General features: G+C 71.8%; 29 protein-coding genes. 19 read left to right on the top strand and 10 right to left on the bottom strand.

The genetic code is table 11. From position 1 onward, the window contains the following. A partial coding sequence (locus tag GUY60_RS07185) for a class I SAM-dependent methyltransferase (RefSeq protein ID WP_512700831.1) occupies positions 1-437 on the top strand: 437 nt, incomplete at its 5' end. Positions 438-451: 14 nt separating this feature from the next. Here the strand turns inward: GUY60_RS07185 and ku are convergent. Next, entirely contained in the window at positions 452-1,492 is a 1,041-nt protein-coding gene (gene ku, locus GUY60_RS07190) for a non-homologous end joining protein Ku (RefSeq protein ID WP_161694980.1), read from the bottom strand. Positions 1,493-1,584: 92 nt separating this feature from the next. Between ku and ligD the strand changes: the two genes are divergently transcribed. The 8 genes from ligD (at position 1,585) to GUY60_RS07230 (ending at position 9,524) form a co-directional block, all read left to right on the top strand. Continuing rightward, positions 1,585-2,484 carry a non-homologous end-joining DNA ligase gene (gene ligD / locus GUY60_RS07195; protein ID WP_161694982.1) on the top strand — a complete coding sequence of 300 codons (900 nt, stop codon included), beginning with the start codon at positions 1,585-1,587 and terminating at the stop codon, positions 2,482-2,484. Positions 2,485-2,515: 31 nt separating this feature from the next. Beyond that, on the top strand, positions 2,516-3,403 hold the full coding sequence (locus tag GUY60_RS07200) for an ATP-dependent DNA ligase (RefSeq protein WP_161694984.1): 888 nt from the start codon (positions 2,516-2,518) through the stop codon (positions 3,401-3,403). A gap of 122 nt (positions 3,404-3,525) precedes the next feature. Next, complete coding sequence (locus GUY60_RS07205; protein ID WP_161694986.1) at positions 3,526-3,954, top strand: DUF4440 domain-containing protein; 429 nt, start codon at positions 3,526-3,528, stop codon at positions 3,952-3,954. A gap of 115 nt (positions 3,955-4,069) precedes the next feature. Then, entirely contained in the window at positions 4,070-4,840 is a 771-nt protein-coding gene (locus GUY60_RS07210; RefSeq protein WP_161694988.1) for a hypothetical protein, read from the top strand. Next, positions 4,837-6,099 (top strand): ATP-binding protein, encoded by a 1,263-nt coding sequence (locus GUY60_RS07215; RefSeq protein ID WP_161694990.1) that lies wholly within the window; start codon positions 4,837-4,839, stop codon positions 6,097-6,099. The genes GUY60_RS07210 and GUY60_RS07215 overlap by 4 nt, the downstream gene beginning before the upstream one ends. Before the next feature lie 40 nt (positions 6,100-6,139). After that, positions 6,140-7,522: an FtsW/RodA/SpoVE family cell cycle protein gene (locus GUY60_RS07220; RefSeq protein ID WP_161694992.1), complete on the top strand. Its 1,383-nt coding sequence runs from the start codon at positions 6,140-6,142 to the stop codon at positions 7,520-7,522. A gap of 3 nt (positions 7,523-7,525) precedes the next feature. Beyond that, complete coding sequence (locus tag GUY60_RS07225) at positions 7,526-8,983, top strand: penicillin-binding transpeptidase domain-containing protein (protein WP_161694994.1); 1,458 nt, start codon at positions 7,526-7,528, stop codon at positions 8,981-8,983. Between the two features lie 43 nt (positions 8,984-9,026). Then, on the top strand, positions 9,027-9,524 hold the full coding sequence (locus tag GUY60_RS07230; RefSeq protein WP_161694996.1) for a DUF3291 domain-containing protein: 498 nt from the start codon (positions 9,027-9,029) through the stop codon (positions 9,522-9,524). A 9-nt stretch (positions 9,525-9,533) separates the two neighbouring features. Here GUY60_RS07230 and GUY60_RS07235 read toward each other — a convergent pair whose 3' ends face one another. Continuing rightward, entirely contained in the window at positions 9,534-10,634 is a 1,101-nt protein-coding gene (locus tag GUY60_RS07235) for a ferritin-like domain-containing protein (RefSeq protein ID WP_161694998.1), read from the bottom strand. A 218-nt stretch (positions 10,635-10,852) separates the two neighbouring features. On the opposite strand from GUY60_RS07235, the gene GUY60_RS07240 reads away from it, so the two are divergent. From GUY60_RS07240 to GUY60_RS07250, 3 genes are all read left to right on the top strand, one after another. After that, the gene (locus GUY60_RS07240) at positions 10,853-11,590 is read left to right on the top strand and encodes a TetR/AcrR family transcriptional regulator (RefSeq protein ID WP_161695000.1); all 738 of its coding nucleotides are present in this window, start codon (positions 10,853-10,855) and stop codon (positions 11,588-11,590) included. Between the two features lie 10 nt (positions 11,591-11,600). Then, the gene (locus GUY60_RS07245) at positions 11,601-11,864 is read left to right on the top strand and encodes a DUF8847 domain-containing protein (protein WP_161695002.1); all 264 of its coding nucleotides are present in this window, start codon (positions 11,601-11,603) and stop codon (positions 11,862-11,864) included. Positions 11,865-12,048: 184 nt separating this feature from the next. After that, complete coding sequence (locus GUY60_RS07250) at positions 12,049-13,200, top strand: C40 family peptidase (RefSeq protein ID WP_161695004.1); 1,152 nt, start codon at positions 12,049-12,051, stop codon at positions 13,198-13,200. Between the two features lie 7 nt (positions 13,201-13,207). Here GUY60_RS07250 and GUY60_RS07255 read toward each other — a convergent pair whose 3' ends face one another. From GUY60_RS07255 to GUY60_RS07275, 5 genes are all read right to left on the bottom strand, one after another. Continuing rightward, positions 13,208-14,455, bottom strand: coding sequence for a styrene monooxygenase/indole monooxygenase family protein (locus GUY60_RS07255; RefSeq protein WP_161695006.1), 1,248 nt, complete (start codon positions 14,453-14,455; stop codon positions 13,208-13,210). Between the two features lie 75 nt (positions 14,456-14,530). After that, positions 14,531-15,199 (bottom strand): GTP-binding protein, encoded by a 669-nt coding sequence (locus tag GUY60_RS07260; protein WP_187369957.1) that lies wholly within the window; start codon positions 15,197-15,199, stop codon positions 14,531-14,533. Then, complete coding sequence (locus tag GUY60_RS07265) at positions 15,180-15,605, bottom strand: DUF742 domain-containing protein (RefSeq protein WP_161695043.1); 426 nt, start codon at positions 15,603-15,605, stop codon at positions 15,180-15,182. Before GUY60_RS07265 ends, GUY60_RS07260 begins: the two co-directional genes overlap by 20 nt. A 26-nt stretch (positions 15,606-15,631) precedes the next feature. Continuing rightward, a complete protein-coding gene (locus GUY60_RS07270) occupies positions 15,632-16,123 on the bottom strand; it encodes a roadblock/LC7 domain-containing protein (protein ID WP_161695008.1) in 492 nt (163 codons plus the stop codon). Next, positions 16,120-19,161: a sensor histidine kinase gene (locus GUY60_RS07275; RefSeq protein ID WP_187369958.1), complete on the bottom strand. Its 3,042-nt coding sequence runs from the start codon at positions 19,159-19,161 to the stop codon at positions 16,120-16,122. The genes GUY60_RS07270 and GUY60_RS07275 overlap by 4 nt, the downstream gene beginning before the upstream one ends. A 371-nt stretch (positions 19,162-19,532) precedes the next feature. Between GUY60_RS07275 and GUY60_RS07280 the strand changes: the two genes are divergently transcribed. Continuing rightward, entirely contained in the window at positions 19,533-20,381 is an 849-nt protein-coding gene (locus GUY60_RS07280) for a protein phosphatase 2C domain-containing protein (RefSeq protein WP_161695010.1), read from the top strand. Positions 20,382-20,412: 31 nt separating this feature from the next. Here GUY60_RS07280 and GUY60_RS07285 read toward each other — a convergent pair whose 3' ends face one another. Beyond that, positions 20,413-20,904: a MarR family winged helix-turn-helix transcriptional regulator gene (locus GUY60_RS07285; RefSeq protein ID WP_161695012.1), complete on the bottom strand. Its 492-nt coding sequence runs from the start codon at positions 20,902-20,904 to the stop codon at positions 20,413-20,415. Positions 20,905-21,122: 218 nt separating this feature from the next. Between GUY60_RS07285 and GUY60_RS07290 the strand changes: the two genes are divergently transcribed. The 3 genes from GUY60_RS07290 to GUY60_RS07300 all read left to right on the top strand — a co-directional run bounded on the left by GUY60_RS07290 (position 21,123) and on the right by GUY60_RS07300 (position 23,797). Continuing rightward, a complete protein-coding gene (locus GUY60_RS07290; RefSeq protein WP_161695014.1) occupies positions 21,123-21,980 on the top strand; it encodes a lysozyme in 858 nt (285 codons plus the stop codon). A gap of 163 nt (positions 21,981-22,143) precedes the next feature. After that, entirely contained in the window at positions 22,144-22,695 is a 552-nt protein-coding gene (locus tag GUY60_RS07295) for an AAA family ATPase (RefSeq protein WP_161695016.1), read from the top strand. A 52-nt stretch (positions 22,696-22,747) separates the two neighbouring features. Further along, the gene (locus GUY60_RS07300) at positions 22,748-23,797 is read left to right on the top strand and encodes an aldo/keto reductase (RefSeq protein WP_161695018.1); all 1,050 of its coding nucleotides are present in this window, start codon (positions 22,748-22,750) and stop codon (positions 23,795-23,797) included. A 51-nt stretch (positions 23,798-23,848) separates the two neighbouring features. Here the strand turns inward: GUY60_RS07300 and GUY60_RS07305 are convergent, their stop codons facing one another. Together GUY60_RS07305 and GUY60_RS07310 are read right to left on the bottom strand one after the other, a co-directional pair. Next, positions 23,849-24,682, bottom strand: coding sequence for a class I SAM-dependent methyltransferase (locus GUY60_RS07305; protein WP_161695019.1), 834 nt, complete (start codon positions 24,680-24,682; stop codon positions 23,849-23,851). Between the two features lie 56 nt (positions 24,683-24,738). Continuing rightward, positions 24,739-25,047, bottom strand: a complete 309-nt coding sequence (locus GUY60_RS07310; RefSeq protein WP_161695021.1) for a hypothetical protein — start codon at positions 25,045-25,047, stop codon at positions 24,739-24,741. A 168-nt stretch (positions 25,048-25,215) separates the two neighbouring features. Between GUY60_RS07310 and GUY60_RS07315 the strand changes: the two genes are divergently transcribed. The 3 genes from GUY60_RS07315 (at position 25,216) to GUY60_RS07325 (ending at position 26,790) form a co-directional block, all read left to right on the top strand. Continuing rightward, positions 25,216-25,533, top strand: a complete 318-nt coding sequence (locus tag GUY60_RS07315) for a type VII secretion target (RefSeq protein WP_161695023.1) — start codon at positions 25,216-25,218, stop codon at positions 25,531-25,533. A 62-nt stretch (positions 25,534-25,595) separates the two neighbouring features. Beyond that, a complete protein-coding gene (locus GUY60_RS07320) occupies positions 25,596-26,351 on the top strand; it encodes a WXG100 family type VII secretion target (protein ID WP_161695025.1) in 756 nt (251 codons plus the stop codon). Between the two features lie 43 nt (positions 26,352-26,394). After that, the gene (locus GUY60_RS07325; protein ID WP_161695027.1) at positions 26,395-26,790 is read left to right on the top strand and encodes a hypothetical protein; all 396 of its coding nucleotides are present in this window, start codon (positions 26,395-26,397) and stop codon (positions 26,788-26,790) included. The last annotated feature ends 1 nt before the right edge of the window (position 26,791 follow it).

A 26,791-nucleotide genomic window follows, 5' to 3' on the forward strand; every position in this document is an offset into this window, starting at 1 on the left:
GGGTCGGGGAGTTGCATGCCGCCGACATCGACCCCGTCGCCGTACGGTGTGCGCGCGGCAATGTGGGTGAGGTCGGCGGGCAGGTGTACGTGAGCGACCTGTACGACGGGGTGCCGGCTCGGCTGCGCGGGCGGGTCGATGTGCTCGTCGTGAACGCCCCCTACGTACCGACCGATGCCATCGGGCTCTTGCCGCCCGAGGCGCGGGACCATGAGCCGCGGATCGCGCTGGACGGTGGGGTCGACGGGGTCGAGGTGCAGCGGCGGGTGGCCGCCGGGGCCGGTGCGTGGCTGGCGCCCGGCGGGCATCTGCTGATCGAGACCAGTGCGCGGCAGGCGGACCGTACCGTGCGGGCCATGGTGGACGGTGGGCTCGTCGCCCGGGTCGTGGAAGACCCGGAGCTCGGGGCGACCGTCGTCGTCGGCGCCGCCCCGTAGCCGGAGCAACCTCTCTACGCCGAGGCCTTCTTGCGGGGCGTGGACGACGATGACGATGACGAGGCTGATTTCTTCGTCGTCGTTTTCTTCGTCGCCGTCGACTTCTTCGACGTCGCCGTCTTCTTCGTCGCCGTCGAGGTCGACTTCTTTGCCGACGTCGTCTTCTTCTTCGCGCCCGCCGCCGTGGACTTCTTGCCGCCCACCGCCTTCGGGCTCGACCGTGCCGACTTGCTCGTGCGGCGCAGCGGGGTGACGCGTGCCGGTTCCTCGTCCTCGCCGCGGGCCGCCTGGGCCGCCTTGACCGAGCTCTCCAGGGCGGCCATCAGGTCGATCACCTTGCCGCCGCCGGGGGCCGCCTCGGGGGCCTTCGCCGGTGCGGTGCCCTCGACCTTGGCGGAGACCATCTCCTCGACCGCCTCGCGGTAGTCGTCGTGCAGGGTCTCCAGGTCGACCTCGCCGAGGGTCTCCATCAGCGCGTCGGCGAGGTCCAACTCCGCTTCCCGTACGGTCACATGGGTGTCGGGGGCCACCTCCTCGGGGGCGCGGATCTCGTCCGGCCAGAGCAGGCCGTGCATGGCGATGGCGTCGTCGACGACGCGCAGCATGCCGAGGCGTTCGCGGCCGCGCAGGGCGTACTTCGCGATGGCCACCTTCTTGCTGCGCTTGAGTGCCTCGCGCAGCAGCGTGTACGGCTTCGCGGCCGGGACGCCGTTCGCGGCGAGGTAGTACGCGGCGTCCATCTGGAGCGGGTCGATCCGCTCCTGCGGCACGAAGGCGACGATCTCGATGGTCTTGGCGGTCGGGATGGGGAGCGCGGCCAGGTCGTCCTCCGTGATGGGGATGATCGAGCCGTCGGCGTCCTCGTACCCCTTGCCGATCTCGGCCGTCGTGACCTCCTTCTCCTCCAGTTCGCAGACCTTGCGGTAGCGGATCCGGCCGCCGTCCGTGGTGTGGATCTGGCGGAAGGAGATCGAGTGGTTCTCCGTGGCGTTCACCAACTTGATCGGGATGCTGACCAGCCCGAAGGAGATGGCGCCGTTCCATATGGATCGCACAGTGAGAACCCCTTACTGCCCTGTAGCCGGTCTTTTACTGCCCTCGATGTGAGCGATTCGCCCGTTATGTCCGTACGCGGCATCCTCATCGTATGACGCCGATCACGGAGGTGGAGGGGCGGCGGCTTGCGCTCACCAACCTCGACAAGGTGCTTTATCCGGACGGCGGCTTCACCAAGGGCGAGGTGCTGCACTACTACGCGACCTGCGCCGGAGCACTGCTCGCGCACCTCTTCAACCGGCCCGTCTCCTTCCTGCGCTACCCGGACGGGCCGGACGGCCAGCGCTTCTTCGCCAAGAACGTGCCGCCCGGTACGCCCGCCTGGGTGCGCACCGCCGAAGTGCCGCGGCGCAGCGAGGAGGGCACCGCGAAGCTGGTGCTCGTACAGGACATGGCCACGCTGATGTGGGCGGCCAACCTGGTCACGGAGTTCCATACGCCGCAGTGGCAGGCCGACGCCCCCGGCTCGGCCGACCGGATGGTGTTCGACCTGGACCCCGGCGCGCCCGCGACGATCGTGGAGTGCTGCGAGGTGGCGCTCTGGCTGCGCGAGCGGCTGAGCGCGGACGGCCTGCACGTGTACGCGAAGACCTCGGGCTCGAAGGGGCTGCACGTGCTCGTACCGCTCGAACCGACACCGTCCGAGAAGGTCACCGCGTACGCCAAGGAGCTGGCCGTCGAGGCCGAGCGGGAGCTGCCGGGGCTCGCCCTGCACCGGATGACCCGCAGCCTGCGGCCCGGCAAGGTGTTCGTGGACTTCAGCCAGAACGCCGCCGCGAAGACCACCGCCACCCCGTACACGCTGCGCGCCCGCCCGGCGCCGACCGTCTCCGCGCCCGTGACCTGGGCGGAGGTCGAGGCCTGCGCCGCCCCGGCCGACCTGGTCTTCCTCGCCACGGACATCGCGCCGCGGCTCGCCACCCACGGCGATCTGCTCGGGCCGCTGATCAACCTCAACCGGGCCGGGAAACTCCCGCGAGGGTTCCGGTGAGCCGGGCGGGTACCCCGTGGCGAGGCCGGTCGTGAGGCCGCCGCTCCGGGTCGCGCTCGCGGAGTCCGTGGACGCGCTGCCGACGGACGGGCCATGGGCGTACGAGCCGAAGTTCGACGGGCACCGGCTCGTGGTGTTCCGCGGCGAGGGGCCGCGCGGGGTGCTGTTGCAGGCACGTTCCGGGCGGACCGTGACCGGCGCGTTCCCCGATCTCGCCGAGGCGGCCCGCGCGCTGCCCGAGGGCACGGTGCTCGACGGGGAGGTGGTGGTGTGGACCGAGGGGCGGATCGACTTCGCGGCCGTGCAGCGGCGGGCCGCGGCCACCCCGGCGCGGGCGCGGCAGCTCGCCCGCACGCTGCCCGCCTCGTACGCCGCCTTCGACCTGCTCGCCGAGGCGGGCGACGAGCTGCGCGCCCGGCCGTACGCGGAGCGCCGGGAGCGGCTCGTCGCCCGGCTCGCGCCGCTCGGGCCGCCACTGCAGGCGGTGCCGATGACGACGGATCCGGAGGTCGCCGCCGACTGGTACGAGTCGCTGCGCGCCACCGGCGTCGAGGGTCTGGTGATCAAGCGGCTCGACCAGGGGTATCCGGCCGGGCGGCGGTCCTGGCTGAAGCTCCGGCACAGCGATACGCGGGACGCGGTCGTCGTCGGCTTCACCGGCACCCCGGCCCACCCGCAGGCCCTCGTCCTCGTACTGCCCGACGACGACCCGCTCCTGTCGAGCCCGCTGACCCCGGCGGTACGGGCGCGGGCCGCCGCGCTGCTGCCCGCGCCGGGACCGGACGCCGGGATGAACGCGATCGGCTTCGGCGACATCACGTACCGCACCGTTCCGCCGGAGCTCACGGTCGAGGTGCGGCAGCAGGCGACGCGGCACCGGACAGCGACGGTGGTGCGGTTCCGGGGCGGGGCGGAGTAGGCGGAGTGGGCCGCGTCTCTTATTAATCAAGTTTGACCAATGGTCTTGCGCGGCGTAACTTTGCCGCCGATCACCATCTAGTCAACCTTGACCAATTGCCCGATGGCACCCGGAGGAGCCCCATGACCGTTCTGCCCGACACCGGATACCGGCCCACCGAGGAGGACCGCGCGAGCCTGGACGCCTGGTTCGCCGAGTACGACGCCGAGAGCGCGCGGCGTGACGTCGAGCGCATGGCGGACCTCGCGGTGTTCCCGCTCAACCTGGTGAGCGACGACTCCGCGGGTGACGGGCGGTCCGCCCAGTGGGACCGCGAGCGGTTCGTGGCGACGATGACGCACGTCATGGGCGAGGGGAGCGAGGACATCAGCTTCGAGTCCGTGCGCACGCCGGTGTTCCTCTCCCCCGCGATGGCCGTGGTCTTCACCGACTCGACGATGACGACCGAGGGGCAGAGCCGGCAGCTGCGGTACGCCGACATCCTGATCAGGCGCCAGGGGAAGTGGGCGTTCCAGACGATGATCCAGGGCGGCTGGGGCGACCAGCTGTAGGGCCGAGGCGTGAGGCCGGTGCGAAAGCGACAAGTGGGCTGATCTTCGTATTCTGGCGTGTGGCGGTCGGATCGCCCGCCCCAGAACCACAGCCGCGCCCGGCAGGAGGAGTCCCGTGCCCCGGAGCCGTCCGCTACGTGCCGTGCTGTCGCTCGTCGTCGCGGGCCTGGTGCTCGCGGGGTGTGGCACCGCCGGGGATCTGGAGAGCGCGGGGCGGACGCCGAGCGCGGTCGGCCCGGCCCGGCTCTGGCCCCAACTGCCGCCCAGCGAGCCCGAGTACCCGGACGACTCCGAGGCGACCGTCGAAGTGGTGAAGGGCGTCGACGTACCGGGCCTCGATCTGCACCGGGTCGACCCGCTCACCGTCGTCAAGGCGGAGGTGGCCGCGCGGCCCGCGAGCACGACCGGGCCCGACGCGCTGCCCGCCGGCACCGCGGCTGCCGTCGCGCGCTGCCCCGCGGGCAAGAAGCCGGACCAGGTGGTGAAGGGCTGCCCGGTGCTCCAGGCGTACTACCGGGACCTGACCGGCACCGGGAAGGACGAGCTGATCGTCGGCATCAGCCTCGGCGACGGCAGCCTCGGCATCCGCGTCTACAGCCTGGACGCCGGCCGGCTCATCCGGATCATGTCCACCGCCGAGACCGTCACGGGCGTGGAACTCGCCGGGCGCGACCTGATCGTGCGGGAGCCCGCGCAGAGCCCCGAGTACGAGATCCGCTACGCCTGGTCCTGGGACGCGGGCCAGCGCGCGATGCTGCCCGCCCGGATCGAGATCGTCCGCATCTCCGGGCCCAGCGGGTCGCCGTCGCCCTCGGTGTCGGCCTCTGCTTCGACCTCGCCCTCGGTGTCTCTTTCGCCCTCGCCGTCGCCCTCGGTGTCGCGATGAGGCTCCGGCTGCCCGCCTGGACCGCGACCCTCACGTGGAAGGCCGCGCTGTTCATCACGGTCATGTGCTGTCTGCTCGCCGCGATGCTCGGCGCGCTCGTGCATGTCGCGGTGACCCGGCAGACCGTCGGCAACTCCCGCGACAAGGCGCTCACCAAACTGCAGGACGTCACCCGCCTGTACGAAGCCGGGGACCGCTTGCCGCCGGGGGCCGGGCTCGACCCGCCGGGCCTTCCGGACGGGCTGCGCGAACTGGCCGCCGAGGGCAGGCGCGGCACGATGGTCGCCGACCTCGGCGGGCGGCCGACGATGTGGGCCGCGGGGCCCGTCGACGGCGGCCGGGCCATCGCCACGGAGATCGACTACACCCAGGGCGCCCGCACCATCGACGGACTCGACCGCGCCATCTTCGGCTCCTCGGTGCTCGCCATCGGCGCGACGCTCCTGGTGGGCGCGTTCGCCGTGACCCGGGTGACGCGGCGGCTCCACCAGACGGCGACCGTGGCCCGCCGGATCAGCGCCGGTGACCTGGACGCCCGCGTCAACGACCCGCGTACGAAGGACCCTTCGCGTGCCCAGGACGAGGTGGCCGCCGTCGCCGGGGCCCTGGACACCATGGCCTCCTCTCTGCAGGGGAAGCTGGAGAGCGAGCAGCGGTTCACCGCCGATGTGGCGCACGAGCTGCGCACCCCGCTGACCGGACTGCACGCCGCCGCCGAACTGCTGCCGCCCGGCCGCCCCGCCGAGCTGGTCCGGGACCGGGTGCAGACGATGCGGGTGCTCACCGAGGACCTGCTCGAGATCTCGCGGCTCGACGCCCGCCGCGAACAGGTCGACCTGGACCGCCACCCGCTGGGCCCGCTCGCCGTGCGCGCCGTACGGGCCTTGGGCACCGACACCGAGGTGCGGGTCGAGCGGGACGTGTGCGTGGAGACCGACCGGCGCCGCCTGGAGCGGGTGCTCGGCAACCTCGTCGGCAACGCCCACAAGCACGGCCGTACGCCGGTGGTGGTCACCGTCGACGGTCCGGTGCTCTCGGTGCGCGATCACGGCGACGGCTTCCCCGACTACCTCGTGGAGCACGGACCGCAGCGGTTCCGTACCGAGGGCGGGGCGCACGGGCACGGGCTCGGGCTGACCATCGCCGCCGGGCAGGCACGGGTGCTCGGGGCACGTCTGGAGTTCGGCAACGCGGCGGACGGCGGCGCGGTGGCCCGGCTGACGCTGCCGTACGCGCCCACGGAAGGTGCCGCCGGCTGAAAGGCCGGAGGGGCGGACATTTCTTGCTACGTTGCCCGACATGACCGGAACAGCCGTTGATGTGACAGACAGGACGGAAACGTCCGTCCCGGCGGTCCAGGTCCCCAAGCGCCGCGGCACCGAACTCGCCCTGCTCGTCCTCGCCGTGGGGCTCTGCGTCTACGGCTATCTGCACGTCGGCCTCGCCGTGTACGGCACCGTGCCGCGCAATGTCGCGGACTACGGCGGCGGACTCGGGGCGCTCGCCCTGCTCGCCCATGTGGCGGTGCGGCTGCGCGCCCCGTACGCCGATCCGCTGCTGCTGCCCATCGCCGTGCTGCTCAACGGCCTCGGCCTGGTCCTGATCTACCGGCTCGACCAGGAGACCCCGCACGACCAGGCCGCGCTCGCCCAACTCACCTGGTCCACGGCCGGGGTGGCGCTGTTCATCCTGGTCGTCGTGGTGCTGCGGGACCACCGGGTGCTGCAGGGGTACGCGTATCTGTTCGTGGTCGCGGCGCTCGCGCTGCTGCTCGCGCCGATCTTCTTCCCGGCGGTGAACGGCGCCCGGATCTGGGTGCGGATCGCCGGATTCTCGCTGCAGCCCGCCGAGTTCGCGAAGATCCTGCTCGCGGTCTTCTTCGCCTCGTACCTCGCGGCCAACCGCAACGCCCTCGCGTACGCCGGGAAGCGCGTCTGGAAGCTGCAGTTCCCCACCGGCCGGGTGCTCGGGCCGATCGTCGCGATCTGGCTGATCAGCGTCGGCGTACTGATCCTTGAGCGGGACCTCGGCACCTCGCTGCTGTTCTTCGGGCTTTTCGTGGTGCTGCTCTATGTGGCCACCGGGCGCACCGGCTGGATCGCGGTCGGGCTGCTGCTCGCCTGTGTGGGCGCGTTCGCGGTCGGCTCGCTCGAACCGCATGTGCACAGCCGCGTCCAGGACTGGCTGCACCCCTTCGCCACCATCGACGCGGGCCGCGGGCCCACCCAACTCGCCCAGTCCCTCTTCGCGTTCGCGGCCGGCGGGCTGCTAGGCACCGGGCTCGGCCAGGGGCACTCCAGCCTGATCGGCTTCGCCGCGAAGTCCGACTTCATCCTGGCCACGGCCGGTGAGGAGCTCGGCCTGACCGGGCTCTGCGCGATCTTCCTGCTGTACGCGGTGCTTGTGGCGCGGGGCTGCAAGGTGGGGCTCGCCCTGCGGGACCCGTTCGGGCGGCTGCTCGCCATCGGGCTCGCCTCGATCCTGGCGCTGCAGGTCTTCGTGATCGCGGGCGGGGTCACCGGTCTCATTCCGCTCACCGGGATGGCGATGCCGTTCCTCGCACAGGGCGGTTCGTCGGTCGTCACCAACTGGATCATCATCGCGCTGCTCGTCCGGGTCAGCTCGTACGCCCGTGGCCAGAGCGATGTGTACGACAGCAGCCAACTGCCCGAAGAGGACTGAGGCTTGACCCGCCATATCCGTCGCGCCGCCGCGTTCTGCCTGCTCCTGATGCTCGCCCTGGCCCTGAACGCCACCCGCATCCAGGTCTTCCAGAACGACACCTACGACGGCAACCCGGCCAACCGCCGCCAGACCATCGCCCGGTACGGCCAGGTCCGCGGCGACATCTTCGTGGACGGCCGCCCGATCACCGGCTCCAAGGACACCGGGGAGCAGCTGCGGTACGAACGGACCTACAGATACGGCCCGTTGTACGCGCCGGTGACCGGCTACGCCTCGCAGACGTACGGCTCCACGCTCCTGGAGGGCGCCCAGGACCGGCTGCTCTCCGGCACCGATCCGCTGCTCGCGCCGTTCCCGCTGCTCGACGACGTGACGCGGGCGCGGCGGCCGGGTGGCGCGGTGCACACCACGATCGTGCCGGCCGTGCAGCACGCCGCGTACTCCGCGCTCGGTGACAAGCAGGGCGCGGTGGCGGCGCTCGACCCCGCCACCGGCGAGATCCTCGCCCTGGTGTCCACCCCCTCGTACGACCCCGGGCTGCTCTCCGGGAACGGCACCACCGAGGCGCAGCGGTGGACGACCCTGAACAACGCGGCGAGCAAGCCGATGCTCAACCGGGCGCTGCGGCAGACCTATCCGCCGGGCTCGGCGTTCAAGGTGGTGACGGCGGCGGCCGCGCTGGACACCGGGGTCGTCACGGACGTGGACGCGCGCACCCACTCCCCCGTCCCGTTCACGCTGCCCGGTACGTCGACCCGGCTCAGCAACGAGGTGGAGGGCTGCGAGAACGCCTCGCTCCGGGCCGCCTTCGAGTGGTCCTGCAACACGGTCTTCGCGAAGCTCGGCAGCGAGGTGGGGCTCGCGGGCCTGGTGGACACGGCGGAGCGGTTCGGCTTCAACGACCCGGACCTGAAGATCCCCTCGCCGGTCTCGCGCAGCAACATGGACCGCTCCATGGACCCGGCGCAGGTCGCGCTCTCCGCCATCGGGCAGTACGACACGACGGCGACGCCGCTGCAGATGGCGATGGTCGCGGCGGCGGTCGCGAACAACGGCGACCTGAAGGTGCCGCACCTGGTGGAGCGGACCACGGACGCGTCCGGGCGCACGGTGTCGAGCACGCACCCGGCGTCGCTTCGGCAGACCTTCAACCCGGGTACGGCCGCGCTCCTGAAGGAGTTGATGGTCGGCGTGGTGAAGGAGGGCACGGGTGCCAACGCGGCGATCCCCGGCGCCGTCGTCGGCGGCAAGACCGGCACCGCCCAGCACGGCATCGGCAACGCGGGCCTGCCGTACGCCTGGTTCATCTCCTGGGCGCAGGCGAAGGACGCGGCGCAGCCCGGCGTCGCGGTGGCGGTGGTCGTGGAGGACGCGGCCGCCGACCGGGACGACATCAGCGGCGGCGGCAGCGCGGCGCCCATCGCACGGGCCGTGATGCGGGCGGCGCTCACGTCGTGAGACGGGGGTGGGCGGGCGCGTCGGGCCTGCCTATCGTGCGCTCATGCCTTCAGAATCCGCCGCGTACGAACTCGCCCAGGTGAACATCGCCCGCCTCAAGTACCCGCTGGACTCACCGGAGTTGAAGGATTTCGTGGACGGGCTCGACCCGGTGAACGCGGTCGCGGACGCGGCGGACGGGTTCGTGTGGCGGCTGCAGAGCGAGACGGGCAACGCGACGGACGTCCCGGTGCTCGGCGACGCGTGGATGATCGTGAACATGTCGGTGTGGCGCGACCAGAACGCGCTGACCGCCTTCATGTACCAGGGGCAGCACCGGGAGTTGCTGGCCCGGCGCCGGGAGTTCTTCGAGCACGTCAAGGAGGCGCTGGCCACCCTGTGGTGGGTACCCGCGGGGCACCGGCCGACGGTGGCGGAGGCCGAGGAGCGCCTCCTCCACCTGCGGGCGCAGGGCCCGACGCCGTACGCGTTCACGCTGCGGACGTCGTTCCCGGCAGAGGACGCGGCCCAGGCCGGGGCCGGGGCCACCAACGCCGACTGAGGGGCAGGCTCAGGAACCGGACTCGATGACCTCGGCCACCTCCGCGACCCTCGCCGCCTCCTCCACCGCGAAGCGTTCCGCGTCGAGTTTCTCGGCTACTTCCTCGTCCTGGGCCATCAGCTGGTCGAGGTTGGAGTTGCCCATCTCGAAGACGCCCATGTCGACGTACGCCTCCTGCAGCCGCTTGCCCCACAGGCCGATGTCGCGCACGCACGGCACGATGCGGGAGAACAGCAACTGGCGGAAGAGGGCGAGGTATTCGGAGTTCTCGCTGTACTCCATCGCCTCCGCCTTGGGGATGCCCAGGTTCTCCAGGACCTCCACGCCGCGCAGCCGGTCGCGCATCAGGTAGCAGCCCTCGATGACGAACTCCTCGCGCTCGCGGAGCTCCGCGTCGGAGAGCTGCTTGTAGTAGTCGCGCAGCGCCATCCGGCCGAAGGCCACGTGCCGGGCCTCGTCCTGCATGACGTACGCCAGGATCTGCTTCGGCAGCGGCTTGTCGGTGGTGTCGCGGATCATGCCGAACGCGGCGAGCGCGAGGCCCTCGATGAGGACCTGCATCCCGAGGTACGGCATGTCCCAGCGGGAGTCGCGCAGGGTGTCGCCGAGCAGCGACTGCAGGTTGTCGTTGATCGGGTAGAGCAGGCCGACCTTCTCGTGCAGGAAGCGGCCGAAGATCTCCGCGTGCCGGGCCTCGTCCATCGTCTGGGTCGCGGAGTAGAACTTGGCGTCCAGGTCGGGGACCGACTCGACGATGCGGGCCGCGCACACCATGGCGCCCTGCTCGCCGTGCAGGAACTGGCTGAAGTTCCACGCCGTGTAGTGCCGGCGCAGCTCACCCTTGTCCTTCTCGGTCATCTTCGCCCAGTGCCGGGTGCCGAACAGGGTCAGCGCCTCGTCGGGTGTGCCGAGCGCGTTGTCCGGGTCGACCTCCAGGTCCCAGTCGATCCGCTTGGCGCCGTCCCACTGCTTGTCCTTGCCCTTCTGGTACAGGGAGAGCAGTCGTTCGCGGCCATCGTCGTACTCCCAGTTGAACCGGGCCGATCCGGCGGCCGGTACCTGCCAGAGCGGCTCGCCCGGATCCATGCCGTAGAGCTCCTGCGTCGACACCCCGGCGCCTCCTTCGCTTCGCGAACTCCCGTACGGGACAAGCTCGTTGGCAGGCTCACACGGGTGAGACGAAGCGTCAACAAGTCGTACGGAGGTAGTCCTCGGGATGACCGGAGCGCGACGTGGCCCGCCGGGGCGTACGGCGAATTCCGGTACGCCGGACAACTGTGTGAAGAACCCGTGGGTGCGGCCCGGCCGAACGCCGATACGCTGCGCACATGTCCCCGGCAGCCACCTCCCGCGCAGCGACCCCCGCCTACCGACGGCTCAGCGTGGAGCAGCGGCGCAGCCAGCTCCTGGACTCCGCGCTGACCCTGTTCGCGCACCGCGCCCCGGAGGACGTCTCCCTCGACGACGTCGCCGAGGCGGCCGGCGTCTCCCGGCCGCTGGTCTACCGCTACTTCCCGGGCGGCAAGCAGCAGTTGTACGAGGCCGCCCTGCGCACCGCCGCCGACGCCCTTGAGCAGTGCTTCGACGAGCCGCCGCACGGGCCGCTCACCGCCCGGCTCTCCCGCGCCCTGACCCGCTACCTCGCGTTCGTCGACGAGCACGACACCGGGTTCAGCGCGCTGCTCCAGGGCGGCAGCGTGGTCTCCACCTCGCGTACCAGCGCCATCGTGGACGAGGTGCGGGCCGTCGCCGCCGCGCGCATCCTGGCCCACCTCCCGGTCACCGACCCGGGGCCGCGCCTCGGCCTGATGGTGCGCACCTGGATCTCCGCGGTCGAGGCTGCCTCGCTGATCTGGCTGGACGAGGAGAAGCGGCCGCCGCTGGACGAGCTCCGGGACTGGCTGCTCGACCACTTCCTCGCCATGACCACCGCGACCGCCGCCTCCGACCCGCAGACCGCCGAGGTGCTGCGCGCCGCCCTTGAGATGGAGACGGCGGACGGCGTCGCCGGCTCGCTCGCCCGCCGAGTGCTGCCCGTGGTGAGCGACGCCGCCCACCTGCTGTGACACTGGTCGCGTGAGAAGCGAGGAGATCCCCTTCGAGGGCGGCCCCCTGGACGGCCGGACCCTGCCGGTCCTGCTCGGCGCCACCGGCCAGCCCCCGAAGGTGTACGAGGTGCCCGTGCCGGACGCGACCGGCGGACCCCCGACCGTCCTGGTCTACCGGCGCGAACCGGCGGGCCACAGCAAGCGTCTCGGCCTGCCGCGCGGCTGGAAGTACGTCCACGATCCGGAGGGGCGAGGGGCTGGTGGCGGGGTCAAGTGGCCGTGGTCCAAGTGAATTTCCCCTCCCCGCCCCTTCCCGAAGTCCTGCCGGACGGGCCTCCTCAATCGCCGGAGGGGCTCAATTTTGAGCCCCTCTGAGGGGAAAAGCCCCCGGGACGGGTGACCCCATACCCCCACCAGGCCGCACCCGCCAGGTGACCTAGGCCTCACCGCCGCATGCTCGCCGCGGAGGTGATGGTGTGTCAGCCAAGAGCATCGGGCGGGTCGTCTGCGCCGCGGCGGCGGTGGCGGGACTGCTGACCGGACCGCAGGCAACGGCCGCGCCCGGCCCCGGAGAAGGGTCCGTGACGCGGCTGCTCACGGATCTCCAGGAGCTGTACCGCAAGACCGAACAGTCCACCGAGACGTACAACGGCACCGCGGAGAAGCTCAAGAAGCAGCGCGCCGAGGCGAAGAAGCTCGGGGCCGAACTGGCGCGGGCCCGTACCGCCCTGCACGCCAGCCGGGCCGCCGCGGGCCGCCTCGCCCGGCAGCAGTACCAGGGCGACAGCGAGCTCTCCCCGTATCTGCGGCTGCTCCTCGCCCGTGACCCGCGGCACGCGCTCGACCAGGGGCATCTGGTGCGGCGCATGGCGGCGGAGCGGGTCGGGACGGTCGGGCGGTTGGTCGAGCGGGAGAAGCGGGCTGAAGCGCTCTCCGCCCGGTCCCGCAAGGCCCTGGACGCCCAACTCGCCCTCGCCGAGCGGCAGAAGAAGCAGCGGGACGACGTAAAGAGCCGTCTCACCGAGGTCGAGGAGCTGCTCTCGGCGCTCACCGCCGACGAACTCGACGCGCTGCGCCGCCTGGAGGAGAAGGGCACCGCCGCCGCCCAGCGCGACTTCCTGAAGTCCGGTGCCCTGAGCGGCCCGCAGGGCAAACGCGCCACGCCACGCGCCCCCTCGAAGGCGGGCGCCGCGGCGCTGCGGTACGCGGTACGCCAGATCGGCAAGCCCTATGTGTGGGGCGCCGAGGGGCCGAAGTCGTACGACTGCTCGGGGCTCACCTCGCAGGCCTGGCAGCACGCGGACCGGGTCATTCCGCGTACCTCGCAGGAGCAGTGGGCCCGGCTGCCGAAGGTGCCGCTGTACGCGCTGCGCCCCGGTGACCTGGTCGTGTACTTCCCCGAGGCCACGCACGTCGCGATCTACCTGGGCGACGGCCTGGTGGTGCAGGCGCCGCGGCCCGGCAGCCGCGTCAAGGTCTCACCGATCGCCGCGAACCCGCTGCTCGGCGCGGTCCGCCCGGACCCGGCCGCCCCCGCCCTCGCGACGTACCGGCCGCCCCGGCTCCCCGAGGGCGCGAGCGCCGGTTCGGACCTCGGCTACGGCGAGACCGGCGCGCCGCGGACCTGACGCTCGCTCAGCGCGCGTCCAGGGTCCTCAGGTACGCCTCGGCGCCCGCCGGGCCCTGGCCGAGCTCCGCGAAGACCGCCGGGTCGTCGAAGCCGCCCGCGAGGCGGTGGGCGAGGCCGGGGTGGTCGGCGGCCGCGGTGATCAGGTCGAGGACGTGCTCCGGGAGCGGCGCCAGCATCGCGTTGGTCCAGCGCGTCACGGACCGCGCCGTCGCCCAGTGCCGCGCGAAGGCCGACTCCATCCACGCGGCGTCGAACGGCCGGTCGCCGTGCTCGACGATCGAGGCGAGGTACGAAGCGGCGCACTTGGCGGCCGAGTTGGCGCCCTGCCCGGTCACCGGGTCGTCGGCCACGACCACATCGCCGACGCCGAGCGCGAGCCCGCCGGAGGGCAGCCGTCCGACGGGCCTGCGGACCACGGGGGTGTACCGGCCGGTGAGGGTGGCGCCCCGGTCGGTCAGCTCGACCCCGGCGGCGCGGGCGTACGCGTCCGGCGTGAACCGCTTCATCAGGGCCAGGGTCAGCGCCAGGTGCTCGGCCGGGTCGGTGAGGCCCTTGAACGCGTCGACGGGCCCGCCGGGCACGCCCTCCCAGAACAGGATGTCGGCGCGGCCCGAGGTGGTCAGGGTCGGCGTGACGACCAGTTCCCCGACGCCGGGCACCAGGTGGTAGCGGACGGTCCCCGCGCCCGACGGGTCCGGATCGAGACCGTGCACGTACGACACGGCGAGGGCGCGCTGCGGCCGGTTGTACGGGGAGCGGGCCGGGTCGCGGTCGAACAGCGACGCCAGCTCGCCCTTGCCGACGGCCACCAGGACCAGGTCGTAGAAGCGGGAGAAGTAGTCGAGGTCGGAGACGGCCGCGCCGTGCAGGACCAGTTGGCCGCCGCGCTGCGCGAACGTGTCCATCCAGCCGGCCATCTTCACGCGCTGGTCGACGGACTGGGCGATGCCGTCGAGGGGGGCCGTCCAGTCGACGGGGCGGCGGGCGGGCTCCGCCTCCGTACCGGCCGCTTCCGTGAGGGAGACGGCCAGTTGCTCGATCGCGGGGGCCTGCGACTCCCAGAAGTTCAGCTGGAGCTCGCGCTCGTGCCGCAGCGCGGTGGGGAACATGACCTGCGTCGACATCACCCGGCCCGCGCGGACCTCGTCGGCGGTGCGGTGGGTCATCAGCGTGACCTCGTAGCCCTGCGCCTGGAGTCCGAGGGCGAGTTGGAGACCGGACTGGCCGGCTCCGACGATGAGTATCTTCCGCATGGCGGTTCCCTCCTGGCAGAGATCGGGCTGTCAGAGATCGGGTTCCCGGTGCGCCGCTCCGGGGCGGGGGCGCGGCTACTGAGGAGCGGCGTCGTACGCGTGCCGCACCAGCGCGAGCAGCGTCTCCACGACACTGATCCGCCGACGCGCGTCCATCACCAGGACCGGCACGTGCGCCGGCACCGCGAGCGCCTCGCGCACCTCGTCGACCTCGAACCGCGCGGAACCCTCGAAGTGGTTGACGGCCACCACGTACGGCAGTCCGCAGCTCTCCATGTAGTCGAGGGCCGTGAAGCAGTCGGTGAGGCGGCGGGTGTCGGCGAGCACCACCCCGCCGAGCGCGCCGCGCACCAGGTCGTCCCACATGAACCAGAACCGCTGCTGACCCGGCGTACCGAAGAGGTAGAGCACCAGGTCGTCGTCGAGCGTGATGCGGCCGAAGTCCATGGCGACCGTGCTGGTGACCTTGTCCGGCGTGGCGTCCAGGTCGTCGTCGCCGGTGTCGGCGCTCGCCTCGGTCATCAGGGTCTCGGTGCGCAGCGGGGTGATCTCGGAGACCGCGCCCACGAGGGTCGTCTTGCCCGCGCCGAAGCCGCCCGCGACCACGATCTTGGTGGCGATGGGGGCGCGGCTGTGGTCGGTCTGCCAGGGCTGTGCGCCCTCTTCGTCGGGCAGTGCGGCGGGCACGGCCGGTTCGTCCGTGCCGTCGTGCGTGGGGAGCGTGTCAGAGACGGCGGAGTCCACCCAGCACCCTTTCGAGCAGTGCGCGGTCGGGCTGTCCCGGGCCGTGCCCGGTGCCGTAGACCCGGATACGGCCCTGGTCGGCGAGGTCGCTGAGGAGCACCCTGACCACGCCGAGCGGCATCTTCAGGAGCGCGGCTATCTCCGCGACGGTCCGCATCCGGCGGCAGGTCTCGACGATCGCCCGCATCTCGGGCAGGCCGCGGCCGCGCGGGTTCCCGTCCGGCTCGCGGCGGCCTTCGGCCCCGTCGGCCGGGGTGTCGAGGGCGGCCACGAAGGTCTCCACGAGCAGCACGTGCCCGAAGCGGGTACGGCCGCCGGTGAGCGAGTACGGGCGCACCCGGGCCGGGGCCCGGCGCCCACCGCGTATCGGGAGCTTGGCGGCGGTGACGGCGGTGACGGCCGTCAGCGCGGTGACCGCGGCGTCGGTGCCGGTCACTGTGCGCTCTCCAGCGACTGCCGCAGCTCGCCCCGGAGTTCAGGGTTAAGGACGTGTCCGACCCGGCCCACGAAAAGCGCCATGTGGTACGCGACCACGCTCACGTCGCACTCCGGCGCGGCCTGCACCCCGAGCAGCGAGCCGTCGCTGATCGACATGACGAGGAGGCTGCCCTCGTCCATGGCGACCATGGTCTGCTTCACCCCGCCGCCGTCCATCAGCTTGGCCGCCCCGATGGTGAGGCTGGCGATACCGGACACGAGGCTCGCGAGGTCCGCGCTCGACCCCTTCGGCCCGCCGCTGTGCGCAGGTGCTGCCTGTGCGGCGTCGGCCTCCGGGTCGGAGGAGAGCAGCAGCAGCCCGTCGGAGGACACGACCGCGACCGACCTGATCCCGGGAACTTCCCGGACCAGGTTGTCGAGCAGCCAGTGCACATTGCGGGCTTCGCTGCTGAGACGGTACGCGCGGGACGTACTGGGTGCGGTCAACTGCGTGCCTCCTCGGCTGGGTCCCCTTGCTCGGCGTCGGCGTCGTCGAGTTCGGCCTGTACGTCCAGGCGGCCGGACTTGGCCCCCTGGTGGAACTTGCCGAGCCGTTCACGCAGCGCCTCGGGGTCTACGGAGCTGCGCAGCGGCGCGGGTGCGGGCGCTGCTCCGGTGGCCTTCGGGGTGCGCTTGGGCAGCCCCGTGTCGGTGATGTGCTCGCGCTGCACCTGCGGCGGCGTCCGCGGCACCCCGTCGTCGACCCGCTCGTGCGTGTCGTCGGGCTCGGGCGCGGAGACGGATTCGGTGGCGGGGGCGAGCAGGGGTTCGGGCACGAAGGGGTGCGGGTCGTCAGCGTCCAGGACGTCCAGGGCGTCCACGTCGGCTTCGGCGCCCAGGGTGCCCAAGTCGGCCTCGACGCCCGGGAGTTCACGGTCGGCTTCGGCGTCGGCGTCGGGCTCGTGCTCGGCTTCGGGCTCGCTGTCCTCGTCGGCCTCGGAGTCGGCCTCGGAGTCGTCGTCGAGCTCGGCGTCGGCTTCGGCGTCGGGCTGCGGCTCGGCGTCGTCCAGCACGGAGTCATGCTCAATGTCGGGCTCGGTGACGGGTTCGCTGTCGAGCGCGTCGGCGGGCTCGGTGTCCAGCGCGTCAGCGGGCTCGTCCGTGTCGTCCGCCTCGGGGGCCACCTCGGGGTCCGCCTCCGCGAACGCCCGCTCCGCGGCGCGGATGTACGGGTCGTCGCCCTGCGGCTCGTCCGACGACGGGTCGAGGGAGCCCTGCAGCACGTTGGAGTTGGCCTCCGCCTCGGCCCCCGGCAGGTGCACCTCCGGTGCCTGTCCCGGCACGGTCGCGCCGCTCTGGGCGGCGACGGCGGCGGCCGGGGCGGCGGCCAGCACCGGCTGCGGCAGGACCACGACGGCTTCCAGGCCGCCCTGCTGCTGCTCGCGCAGCTCGACCCGGAGGCCGTGCCGGGCGGCGAGCCTGGCCACGACGTACAGGCCGAGCCCGAGGCCGTCCGGCTCCTCGCCATCGGCGGCCACGACCGGCTCGTACGGCCGCTCGGGGTCGAACTCGGCGAGCCCGGCGTTGAGTTCGCGCAGCCGCTCGTCGCCGATGCCGATGCCCTCGTCACGTACGGAGAGCATCGCCTCGCCGTTCTCCAGGAGCCAGCCGGAGATCTCCACGGCGGCGTCCGGGGGCGAGAACGAGGTGGCGTTCTCCAGGAGTTCGGCGACCAGGTGGCTGATGTCGTCGGCGGCGGAGCCCTCGAGGTGGGCGTGCGGCGGCAGCGAGGCGATCCGGACCCGGTCGTACTGGTCGATCTCGCTGACGGCGGCGCGCAGTACGTCGATCAGCGGGACCGGGCCCGCGTGGTCGCCGCGGTGCTCGGCGCCCGCGAGGACCAGGAGGTTCTCGCTGTGCCTGCGCATGACGGTGGCGAAGTGGTCCAGCTTGAACAGCGTGCCGAGCCGGTCGGGGTCCTGTTCGCGCTCCTCCAGGCCCTCGATGACGCCGAGTTGGCGCTCGACCACGGCGAGGGCGCGCAGCGCCAGCTGGACCACGGTGCCGTCGGCCTCGCCTCCGGCGCCCGTCACCTGGCCGAGGACCTCGTCGAGCTGGTCGCGCAGCTCCTCGCGCTCGTCGGCGAGCTTCTCGCGCTGGCCGACCAGGTGCTTGCGGTCGCCCTCCAGGACGGTGAGCCGGTCCTGGAGCCGCTGGGCCTGCGCGTGCAGGGTGTTGACCGAGCGTACGACCGCGGCGAACTCGTCGTTGCGGCCGGTGAAGCGGATCGGTTCCTCCGCCGCCTGGGCGTCGGCGAGCCGGGCCGAGCCCAGGCGCAGCACCGCGAGCGGGCGGGTCAGGGTGCGCGCGACGGCGGTGGCGATGCCGACGGCGAGCAGCAGCAGGACACCGACGAGGGCGATCCGCACTTCGAGGGCGGTCACGTCGTCGTCGCGGAGCCGGGAGAGGCTCTCCACGCGGTCGGCGGCGAGGGTGTTCTCGACGCTGCGCAACTGCTCGACGCGGGCGGAGAGCGCGGCGCCCACCCGCTCGCGGTCGTAGCGGAGTTCGGCGGCCGAGAGGGTCGGCTGGTCGGTGAGCCGGGCCAGGTACCGCTCGGCGGTGACGACCTCGGGTCCGGTGACCGTGGAGCCGAGCTTGGCGCGGTCGGTGCCGGGGGCGGCGCGCTCGAAGTCGCTGAGGGCGGCCTGCTCGCTGACCCGGGACTGCTGGGCGGCGGCCGCGAGGGCGTTGCGGCTGCGGGAGTTGGCGCTCGTGCCCGCGGTGGGGCGGCCGGTGACCGGGTCCATGCCGGGGGCCCGGTCGCGGGGTGTGGCGAGCGCGGCGAGCAGCAGGCCGCGGGTGGCGCCGGCCTGCTCGACGGCACGGTCGAGGTCGGCGAGCGCGCGGGCGCCCGAGCCGGCCCGCGGCGGCAGCTGCTCGGCCAGGTGCTCGACGAGGGCGTGCAGTTCGGCGATGGCCTTGGTGTACGCGGTGTGCGTCTCAAGGGCGCTGCCCTTGCCGGTGACGGCGGCGCGGCGGACCTGCGCGAGGGCGTCGAGGTCGCGGCGCAGCTCGCCGTTCGCCTCGGCCCGTACTTCCTTGATCCGGCGGTCGACGCGGCCGCCGCGGCCCTGCGCGAGCCCGTCGACCGGCTTGTCGTCGGGGCGGCCGGTCGCGATGTACGAGGTGACCTCGTCGCGTTCGTCGGCGAGCGAGTGGGCGAGCGACACGGCGTTCTTGGTCAACTCGGCGAGCGTGACGAGCCGCTGCGACTCGGCGAGCTGGGCCGAGGAGTCGGTGATGCCGGGGGTGCCCGCGCCCGCGACGGTGGCCGCGACCACCGCGACGGCGACGATCAGCCGGTTCCGTACCCGCTTGGGGCGGCCCGCGGGCGCTGCCGCGGACTGCGGCCGCTCCGCGGTGACCGGTCCTTCGGGGGTGTCGGAGCGGGCCTCGGGGGCCGCGCCCTCGGTGTTGGCGGGCCGCGTCGTTTCCTTGCCGCCCTTGCCCCGAGGCCGCTTCTTCTGCACCGGTGCTCGCATTCTTGAAGTTCTCGTTCCTCACCGGGGGCGCACGCGGCGAACGGGTCGACGCGGGGCCCCTCTGGTACGGCTCATGACCATTCCAGTGCGGTTGAGCAGTGGCCGCCCATCCTCATGTCGGGCCACCCGAAGGAGTGAACATCGACGGGGAGGACCGGGCAAGTTCCTCCGGCAAACTCATCGACCGCACAGGGAGCGCCGGTTGGACGGGCTGGGCCCGCTTTGGCAGGATGCCCCGCCGCTCGCTCACCGGAGGCTATCAATGCGCCGGAGGCCGGGTTCCTGACCGGATAGGACCAGGTGGGAACCGGATGGGAGCAGGCGTGACGGCCCAAGTCCCGGTTTGTGGAGACCTCGTGCAGACTGGCTGAATGCGCATCGAACTCGCCACGGAGCCGGGCGACCCGCGACGCCCGAACGAGGACTTCGCGTCGGTCGCGATCCCCGCGTCAGGACAGGGCGGTGTGCTCGTACTCCTCGACGGGGTCACGCCACCCACCGGCGACGACGGCTGTCTGCATTCCGTCCCCTGGTTCACGGCCCGCCTCGGCGGAGCGCTGGGCGAACTGTCGGGTTCGCGGCGGGATATGGGCTTGCGCGAGGTGCTGTCCTCAGCCATCGCGCGTACCGCCGAGACTCATCGCCAAACCTGTGACCTTTCTCACCCTCGTACGCCACAGGCGACCGTGGTGCTCGCGCGGTGGGACGAGGAGCGGATCGAGCATCTGGTGCTGTCCGACTCGGCGTTGCTCGTCGAGTCCACGGACGGCACGGTGCGCGCGGTGCTCGACCCGCGCCTCGGCGCACTGCCGCCCCAGGTTCAGCAGGCCCGCGCGGCGGTGCGCGCACTGCCCGAGGGCACGCCCGAACGGGCCGCGGCGGCACGGGAGTACGTGGCCGCGGTGGAGGCGCTGCGCAACGCGGAGGGCGGGTTCTTCACGGCCGCGGCGGACCCGGCGGTCGCGGAGCGCGCGGTCTGCGGGACCTGGCCGCGCGAAGGGGTCCGCGCGGTGGCGGCGCTGACGGACGGGGCGACGCGCTGGGTGGAGAAGTTCGGCGCGGGCGACTGGACGGCGTGCTTCGCGCTGCTCCGCGAGCGGGGCGGCGCACAGGAGTTGATCGACCGGGTACGCAAGCTGGAGACCGCCGACCCCGAGGGCCGGTCGGCCCCGCGCGGCAAGCGGCACGATGACGCGGCGGCGGTGTTCGTGGAGTTCTGAGCGGCTACGGAAGGTTCCTGAGCCACTCGGACTACTCGGAGCTGTCGTTCAACTGCCCCAGAAGCCGGGCCAGTTCGGCGACCTCGGCCCGGTCCCAGCCGGAGAGGCGCTGTACGTACGTGGCGCGGCGGGCGTCCCGGACCGTGCGGAACCGCACCCGGCCCTCCTCGGTGAGGCGCAAGAGGGAGGCCCGGCCGTCCTGCGGGTCGGGGTCGCGGGCGACGAGCCCGAGCTCCTCCAGGGCCCGCAGCTGACGGCTCATGGTCGCCTTGCCGACGCCGATGTACGCGGCGAGTTCGGTGGCCCGCTGCGGCCCTCCTTCCTCAAGCCGGACGAGGAGGCCGTACGCGGCGGGCTCCAGGTCCGGGTGGACCGCGCGGGCCATCTCGCCGGACGAGGCGCGGGCGCGGCGCAGGAAGACGGTCAACTCCCGTTCCAGGGCGAGGAATTCGTGGTCCACACCACTTTCGGCGTCGCCCGCCGCTCCGCCCGTTCCGTCGCCCTCGTGCACGTCAGCACCCATGAATCGCTTTCCCGTTCGTGAAAGTTTCCTCCAGCCGCGGTCATCGCCGCAGCTCGGCCAGTATTCCGCAGGAGTAGACCAACGGCGGTCACCAAGCTCCCTTCCCCCACCGGGTCTACGTGCGTAGCGTCCGGGGAAGAGATGAGATGACATGAACACGTACGGTCCCTGCAAGGTCCCCCCACCGCGCCCTTTTTGAGGCCCCCCGGAGGCACGCGATGTCCGCGCCCAGACCTGGCTCCCCCGTAAGACCCGGCCGCTTCCGCTCCGCACGTCGCTCCCGCAGGCCGGCCGTGGCCGTTCTGCTGACCGTTCTCTCCCTGCTCCTCGCCTTCCCGACCACCGCTCAGGCCGCGGAGGACGTGCCGCCGCGCGGCTCCGCCCACATGGGCATGGGCGTCGCCGAGCACGACGGCGTCGGCGACCTCCCGACCGGCAACCCGCTCGCGGCCCAGACCGAGGGCGTGGACGTCTCCAGCCACCAGGGCAACGTCAACTGGGCGTCGCTGTGGACCAGTGGCGTGAAGTGGGCCTACGTGAAGGCCACCGAGGGGACGTACTACAAGAACCCGTACTTCGCGCAGCAGTACAACGGTTCGTACAACGTCGGCATGATCCGTGGCTCGTACCACTTCGCCACCCCCAACACGACGGGCGGCGCCGCCCAGGCGGACTACTTCGTCAACAACGGCGGTGGCTGGTCCAAGGACGGCAAGACGCTGCCGGGCGCGCTCGACATCGAGTGGAACCCGTACGGCGCCCAGTGCTTCGGCAAGACGCAGGCCGGGATGGTCAGCTGGATCTGGGACTTCGTCAACCGGTACAAGACACGCACGGGCCGCTACCCGGTGATCTACACGGCCACCAGCTGGTGGAAGACCTGCACCGGCAACTACAGCGGCTTCGCGGCCAACCACCCGCTGTGGATCGCCCGCTACAACACCACGCCCGGCGAGCTGCCCGCGGGCTGGGGCTTCTACACGATGTGGCAGTACACGTCGTCCGGCCCGATCGTCGGTGACCACAACAGGTTCAACGGGGCGCTCGACCGTGTGGTGGCGCTGGCTAACGGGTAGCCCGGGGGCCAGCCCCCGGACCCCCTCCCCCAGCTACCGCTGGGAGGTGCCCCCACCTCAAACGCCGGAGGGGCTATCTTTTAGCCCGTCCGGCGATTGAGGACTTCGGGAAGGGGCGGGGAGGGGAAAAGCACGTCCCACCACCGACCGGAGGTCACCCCTCATGTCCCTCGTCGTCCTCACCGGTGGTCCCGGCTCCGGCAAGACAACGCTGATCGACGCCCTGGAGAGGTCAGGCCTCGCCCGCACCGAGGAGGCGGGGCGGGCCGTCATCCGGGATCAACTCGCCGTTGGCGGACGGGCGTTGCCCTGGGAGGACCGGGAGCGGTTCGCCGAGCTGATGCTCGACCGGGAGCTGCGCTCGTACCACGAGGCCCGCGCGGCACCCGGCGCCGGACCCGTCCTCTTCGACCGCGGGCTGCCCGACCTCGTCGGCTACCTCCGCCTCGAAGGCATCCCGCTGCCCGCCCGCGTCCACACGGCCGCCGGCGAACTCCGGTACCACCGAACGGTGTTCATCGCCCCGCCCTGGCCCGCGATCTACGCCCAGGACGCCGAGCGCAAGCAGTCGTACGAGGTCGCGGTGCGGACGTACGAGGTGATGGCGGAGGTCTATCCGGAGTACGGGTACGAGCTGGTGGAGCTGGAGCGCGTACCGGTCGCCGAGCGGGTGGCGTTCGTGCGCTCTTGCCTTGGAGTGGGCTCGAGCACCTAGCGTCCGTAGCGATGCACCGGTTCACCGGTTCACCACCGACGAGAGGGACACTGTGCGTTACACACTGTTCGGCAGGACCGGGCTGCGGGTCAGCGAACTGAGCCTGGGCGCCATGACGTTCGGCGGCGAGCCCGGCTTCGGTGCCGACAAGGCGACCAGTGCGGAGATCTTCCATACGTACACCGACGCGGGCGGCAACTTCGTCGACACCGCGAACATCTACACCGGCGGCAACTCCGAGACCATCCTCGGCGAGCTCCTCGAAGGGCGCCGCGACAGTTACGTACTGGCCAGCAAGTACACCTGCGCCACGCACAAGGGCGAGGTGAACTCGGCGGGCAACCACCGCAAGAGCCTGGTGCGTTCGGTCGAGGACAGCCTGAACCGGCTGCGCACCGACCACCTCGACGTCCTCTGGGTGCACGCCCGCGACAACTTCACGCCGGTCGAGGAGGTCATGCGCGCCCTCGACGATGTCGTACGCGCCGGGAAGGTGCTGTACCTCGGGGTGTCCGACTGGCCCGCGTGGGAGATCGCCACCGCCAACACCCTTGCGGAGCTGCGGGGTTGGACCTCTTTCGCGGGTTCGCAGCTGCGCTACAACCTGCTCGAGCGCACCCCTGAGGCCGAACTGCTTCCGCAGGCCCGCGCGTTCGACCAGGCCGTACTCGCGTGGGCGCCGCTCGCCGCGGGCAAGCTGACCGGCAAGTACCGGCGCGGCGAGGAGGGCCGGCTCAGCGGCAGCGGCCAGGAGGACCCGCGCGAGAAGGCCACGATCAGCGCGGTCCTCGACATCGCCGAACAGGGCGACTGGACCCCGGCCCAGGTGGCCCTGGCCTGGCTCCGCACCCGCCCCGGCAACGTGATCCCGCTGATCAGCGCGACCAGGCCGCACCAGCTCGTCGACAACCTGGGCGCCCTCGACGTCCACCTCGACGACGCCGCGCTCCAGCGCCTCGACGAGGCGAGCGCGGTGCCACTGGGCTTCCCGCACGCGTTCCTGCGGGACCCGCAGGTCGTCGAGACGGTGTACGGGGATCGCGCGGCGGACATCGACGACCGGCGGTCCACTTATCGGCGGACGGTCACGGGGATTCGGTAACGGGGGTCCGGTAACGGTCGGTCGGCGGTCGTACGGGGCCGCCCGGTCCGGTCAGGGCTTGCGCGCCTCGATCAGGAAGCGGGAGCTGTACGTGCGGAAGTGGCCGTCGCGCTCGATCTGCCCGTGCAGCGCGCGGAGTTGGGGCTCGTACGCCCCGACTGCGAAGCCGGGCACCATCCAGATCACCTTGCGCAGGAAGTGGACGACGGCCCCGATGTCGTAGAAGTCCATCCGGAGCCGCTCCAGGCGCAGGTCGACGATCTCCAGGCCCGCCGCCTCGGCCTCGGCCCGCTCCAGGTCGGGGTGGCGGGCGCCGCGCACCTCGGCGGGCTGCGGGCCGAGGAAGTACTCGACGAGCTCGAAGCAGCTGGCCGGGCCGACGTGCTGGGCGAGGTACGTGCCGCCGGGCGCGAGGACGCGGGCGATCTCCGCGAAGTACGCCTTCACCGGGTGCCGGCTCACCACCAGGTCGAACGCCCCGTCCGCGAACGGCAGCGGCGGCTCCTCGGGGTCGGCCACGACCGCGGTGCCGAGCGGGTGCAGCAGGGCGGTGGCCTTCGCCACGTTCGGCGGCCAGGCCTCGGTGGCGATGCACAGCGGGGGCCGCCGCGGCACTCCGGCGAGGACTTCCCCGCCGCCGGTCTGCACGTCGAGCGCGGCCCGCGCGCCCGCCATCCGCTCCCCCATGAGCCGCTGGTACCCCCACGAGGGGCGCTGCTCGGTGGCCCGGCCCTCGAACCAGGAGAAGTCCCAGCCTTCGGTGGGCGCCGCTTCGGCTTCGGCGACGAGGGTCTCGAAGGTCGCGGGTACGGGGTTGGGCTCGGGGGTGAGTTCCGGGGTCGACTCAGGGGTCGGCTCAGGGGTGTCGGGGCTCGGTGCGGGCATGGGGTGATCGTCGCATCCCGGTGCGGCCACTCCAGGCAGGGCGTGTGCCCGCCGTCTCAGGCCGTCATGCTCTGCATGATCGCGACGAGGGCGCCGCCGCCCAGTACGCACCCGAAGGCCAGACCCATCAGCTTGCGGCTGCGCTGCCGGTAACCCCGTACCGCCGCCCAGATCGCCAGGCCGCCGACGGCGAGCGGCAGCAGTCCGAGCAGCCGGGCCGCGGCCGAATTGCCCGGCAGCACCAGCTGCCCAATTCCGGCAAAAGCCAGCATCCCGCCAATTCCGCCCGCGAGCATGGCCATTCGATTCCAAATACGGGCCCAAACTTGTGCCCTTGAGTTGTCGCCCATATCGTTCATCAGCATGCTCGGCAGGCTACGTGATTTCACGGAACCGCCAAAGAGCGGGGAAGAACAGACAAGATCAGGAACGGCATTCAAGATCGTTCAGGTTCTTCAAGGACCTTCAAGGTTCTTCAAGGGCCTTGAATGCCAGCTGGAATCACGCGCGAGAAAGCACGGGCGAGGGGCGACGTGACGGATTTCAAGGTCGAGCCGGGAGACATCGGCAAGTACGCGACCCAGATCGGCCGCGCCGCGGACGACACGCAGGCCGCGAAGAAGTACACCGACTCCCACACCGAGGTCGGCTGGTACGACAACGGCCTGATCAGCGAGCTGGCCAACTCCCACAACAGCCTGGTCCAGCAGCTCGGCGCGGCGCTCACGCAGACGGAGTCCATCCTGCGCGCCTGCGCCACCGAACTCACCGCGGTCTCCCGGTACTACGACGGCACCGACCGCGGAAATGCGGCCGACCTCGACGCCAAGTACCCCGAGAGCAAGCGGTAGTTCACGGCGTCACGCCCCATCTCGCCTTGCGTAAGCGGTAATTCCCGAGGAGCTCGAACCGCATGTCCGGATTCACCGATGTCTCGGAACCCACGAGCCATCTGAACGCCCCGAACGAGAACCCCGAAGAGTTCTCGCAGGGCGTCCTCGTCGATATCTTCAATGATCTCGGCGACCTGCTCAGCCCGACCTGGTACGTCACCGAGGCCTTCAATCTCGTCTTCGGCTTCAACCCGCTCGACGAAGTCATCGACTGGTACAGCGGCGACTGGGAGACCTTCCTCAAGTGCGGTGAGGTCTGGACGAACGTCGGCAAGGCCTGCGACGCCATCGCCGCCAACGTGAAGTCCGGCAACGGCGCGCTCGACGCCACCTGGAACGGCAACGCCGCCGACGCCGCGTACGTCTACTTCGACGAGCTCGCGAAGAAGCTCGGAGAGCAGCAGGACACGCTCGACCAACTCCAGGACGCGTACAAGCACATGGCGCACTCCGCGTATCTGAGCGCCGAGGCCGTCAAGGGCTTCCTGTCCGGCATCATCGACGGGCTGCTCATCGTGGGCCTTGAGCTCGCCGCCGGTACGGCCCTGTCCTGGACGGGTGTCGGCGCCGCCGTCGGCTACGGCCTCGCGGCGCTGGAGATCGCCAACATCCTGCGCCAGTGGGGCGCCGCCACCGAGGCCATCACGCAGGCCCAGCAGCTCGCCCAGCTCACGGCGAGCACGGTCGAGAACCTCGCCAACGACCTGTCCAACTCCTTCAAGAACTTCCCGGCCCCGGGCACCTCGTACGACCACCCGAACAAGGCCATCGCCTGAACTCGCGTACGTACGCGACCAGTTGGACACCCCGGAGACCCTCATGGCAGCCACGCCCGAAGACCGCCAGGACCGCCAGATCGGCGACGCCGACCTCACGTCGATGACCCACGGCGACGAGGCGCGTGCCCGCGCCCTCCGCAAGACCCTGCAGAAGCTCGCCGACAGCGACAAGGCGGGACCGGCCCTGCGGGAGATGGCCGGCGAGGTGCTCTCCGGCCGGATCGGCCTGCGCGAGGCGATGCGCGTGGGCGCGTACGCCGACGCGCTCGGCGAGAAGCTCGCCGAGGGCCGCCGCGCGTACGAGGCGATCCCCCGCGAGGAGCGCGAGCGGCAGATGGAGGCGGCCCGCGGCTACCTCGCCGAGCAGCGCGCGGAGATCGACCGCGAGCGGTCGGAGGCGGCGCTGCGACGGGGGCAGCAGAAGCACTCCCGTTAGA

Source organism: Streptomyces boluensis (assembly GCF_009908195.1).
Classification (GTDB): Bacteria; Actinomycetota; Actinomycetes; order Streptomycetales; family Streptomycetaceae; genus Streptomyces; species Streptomyces boluensis.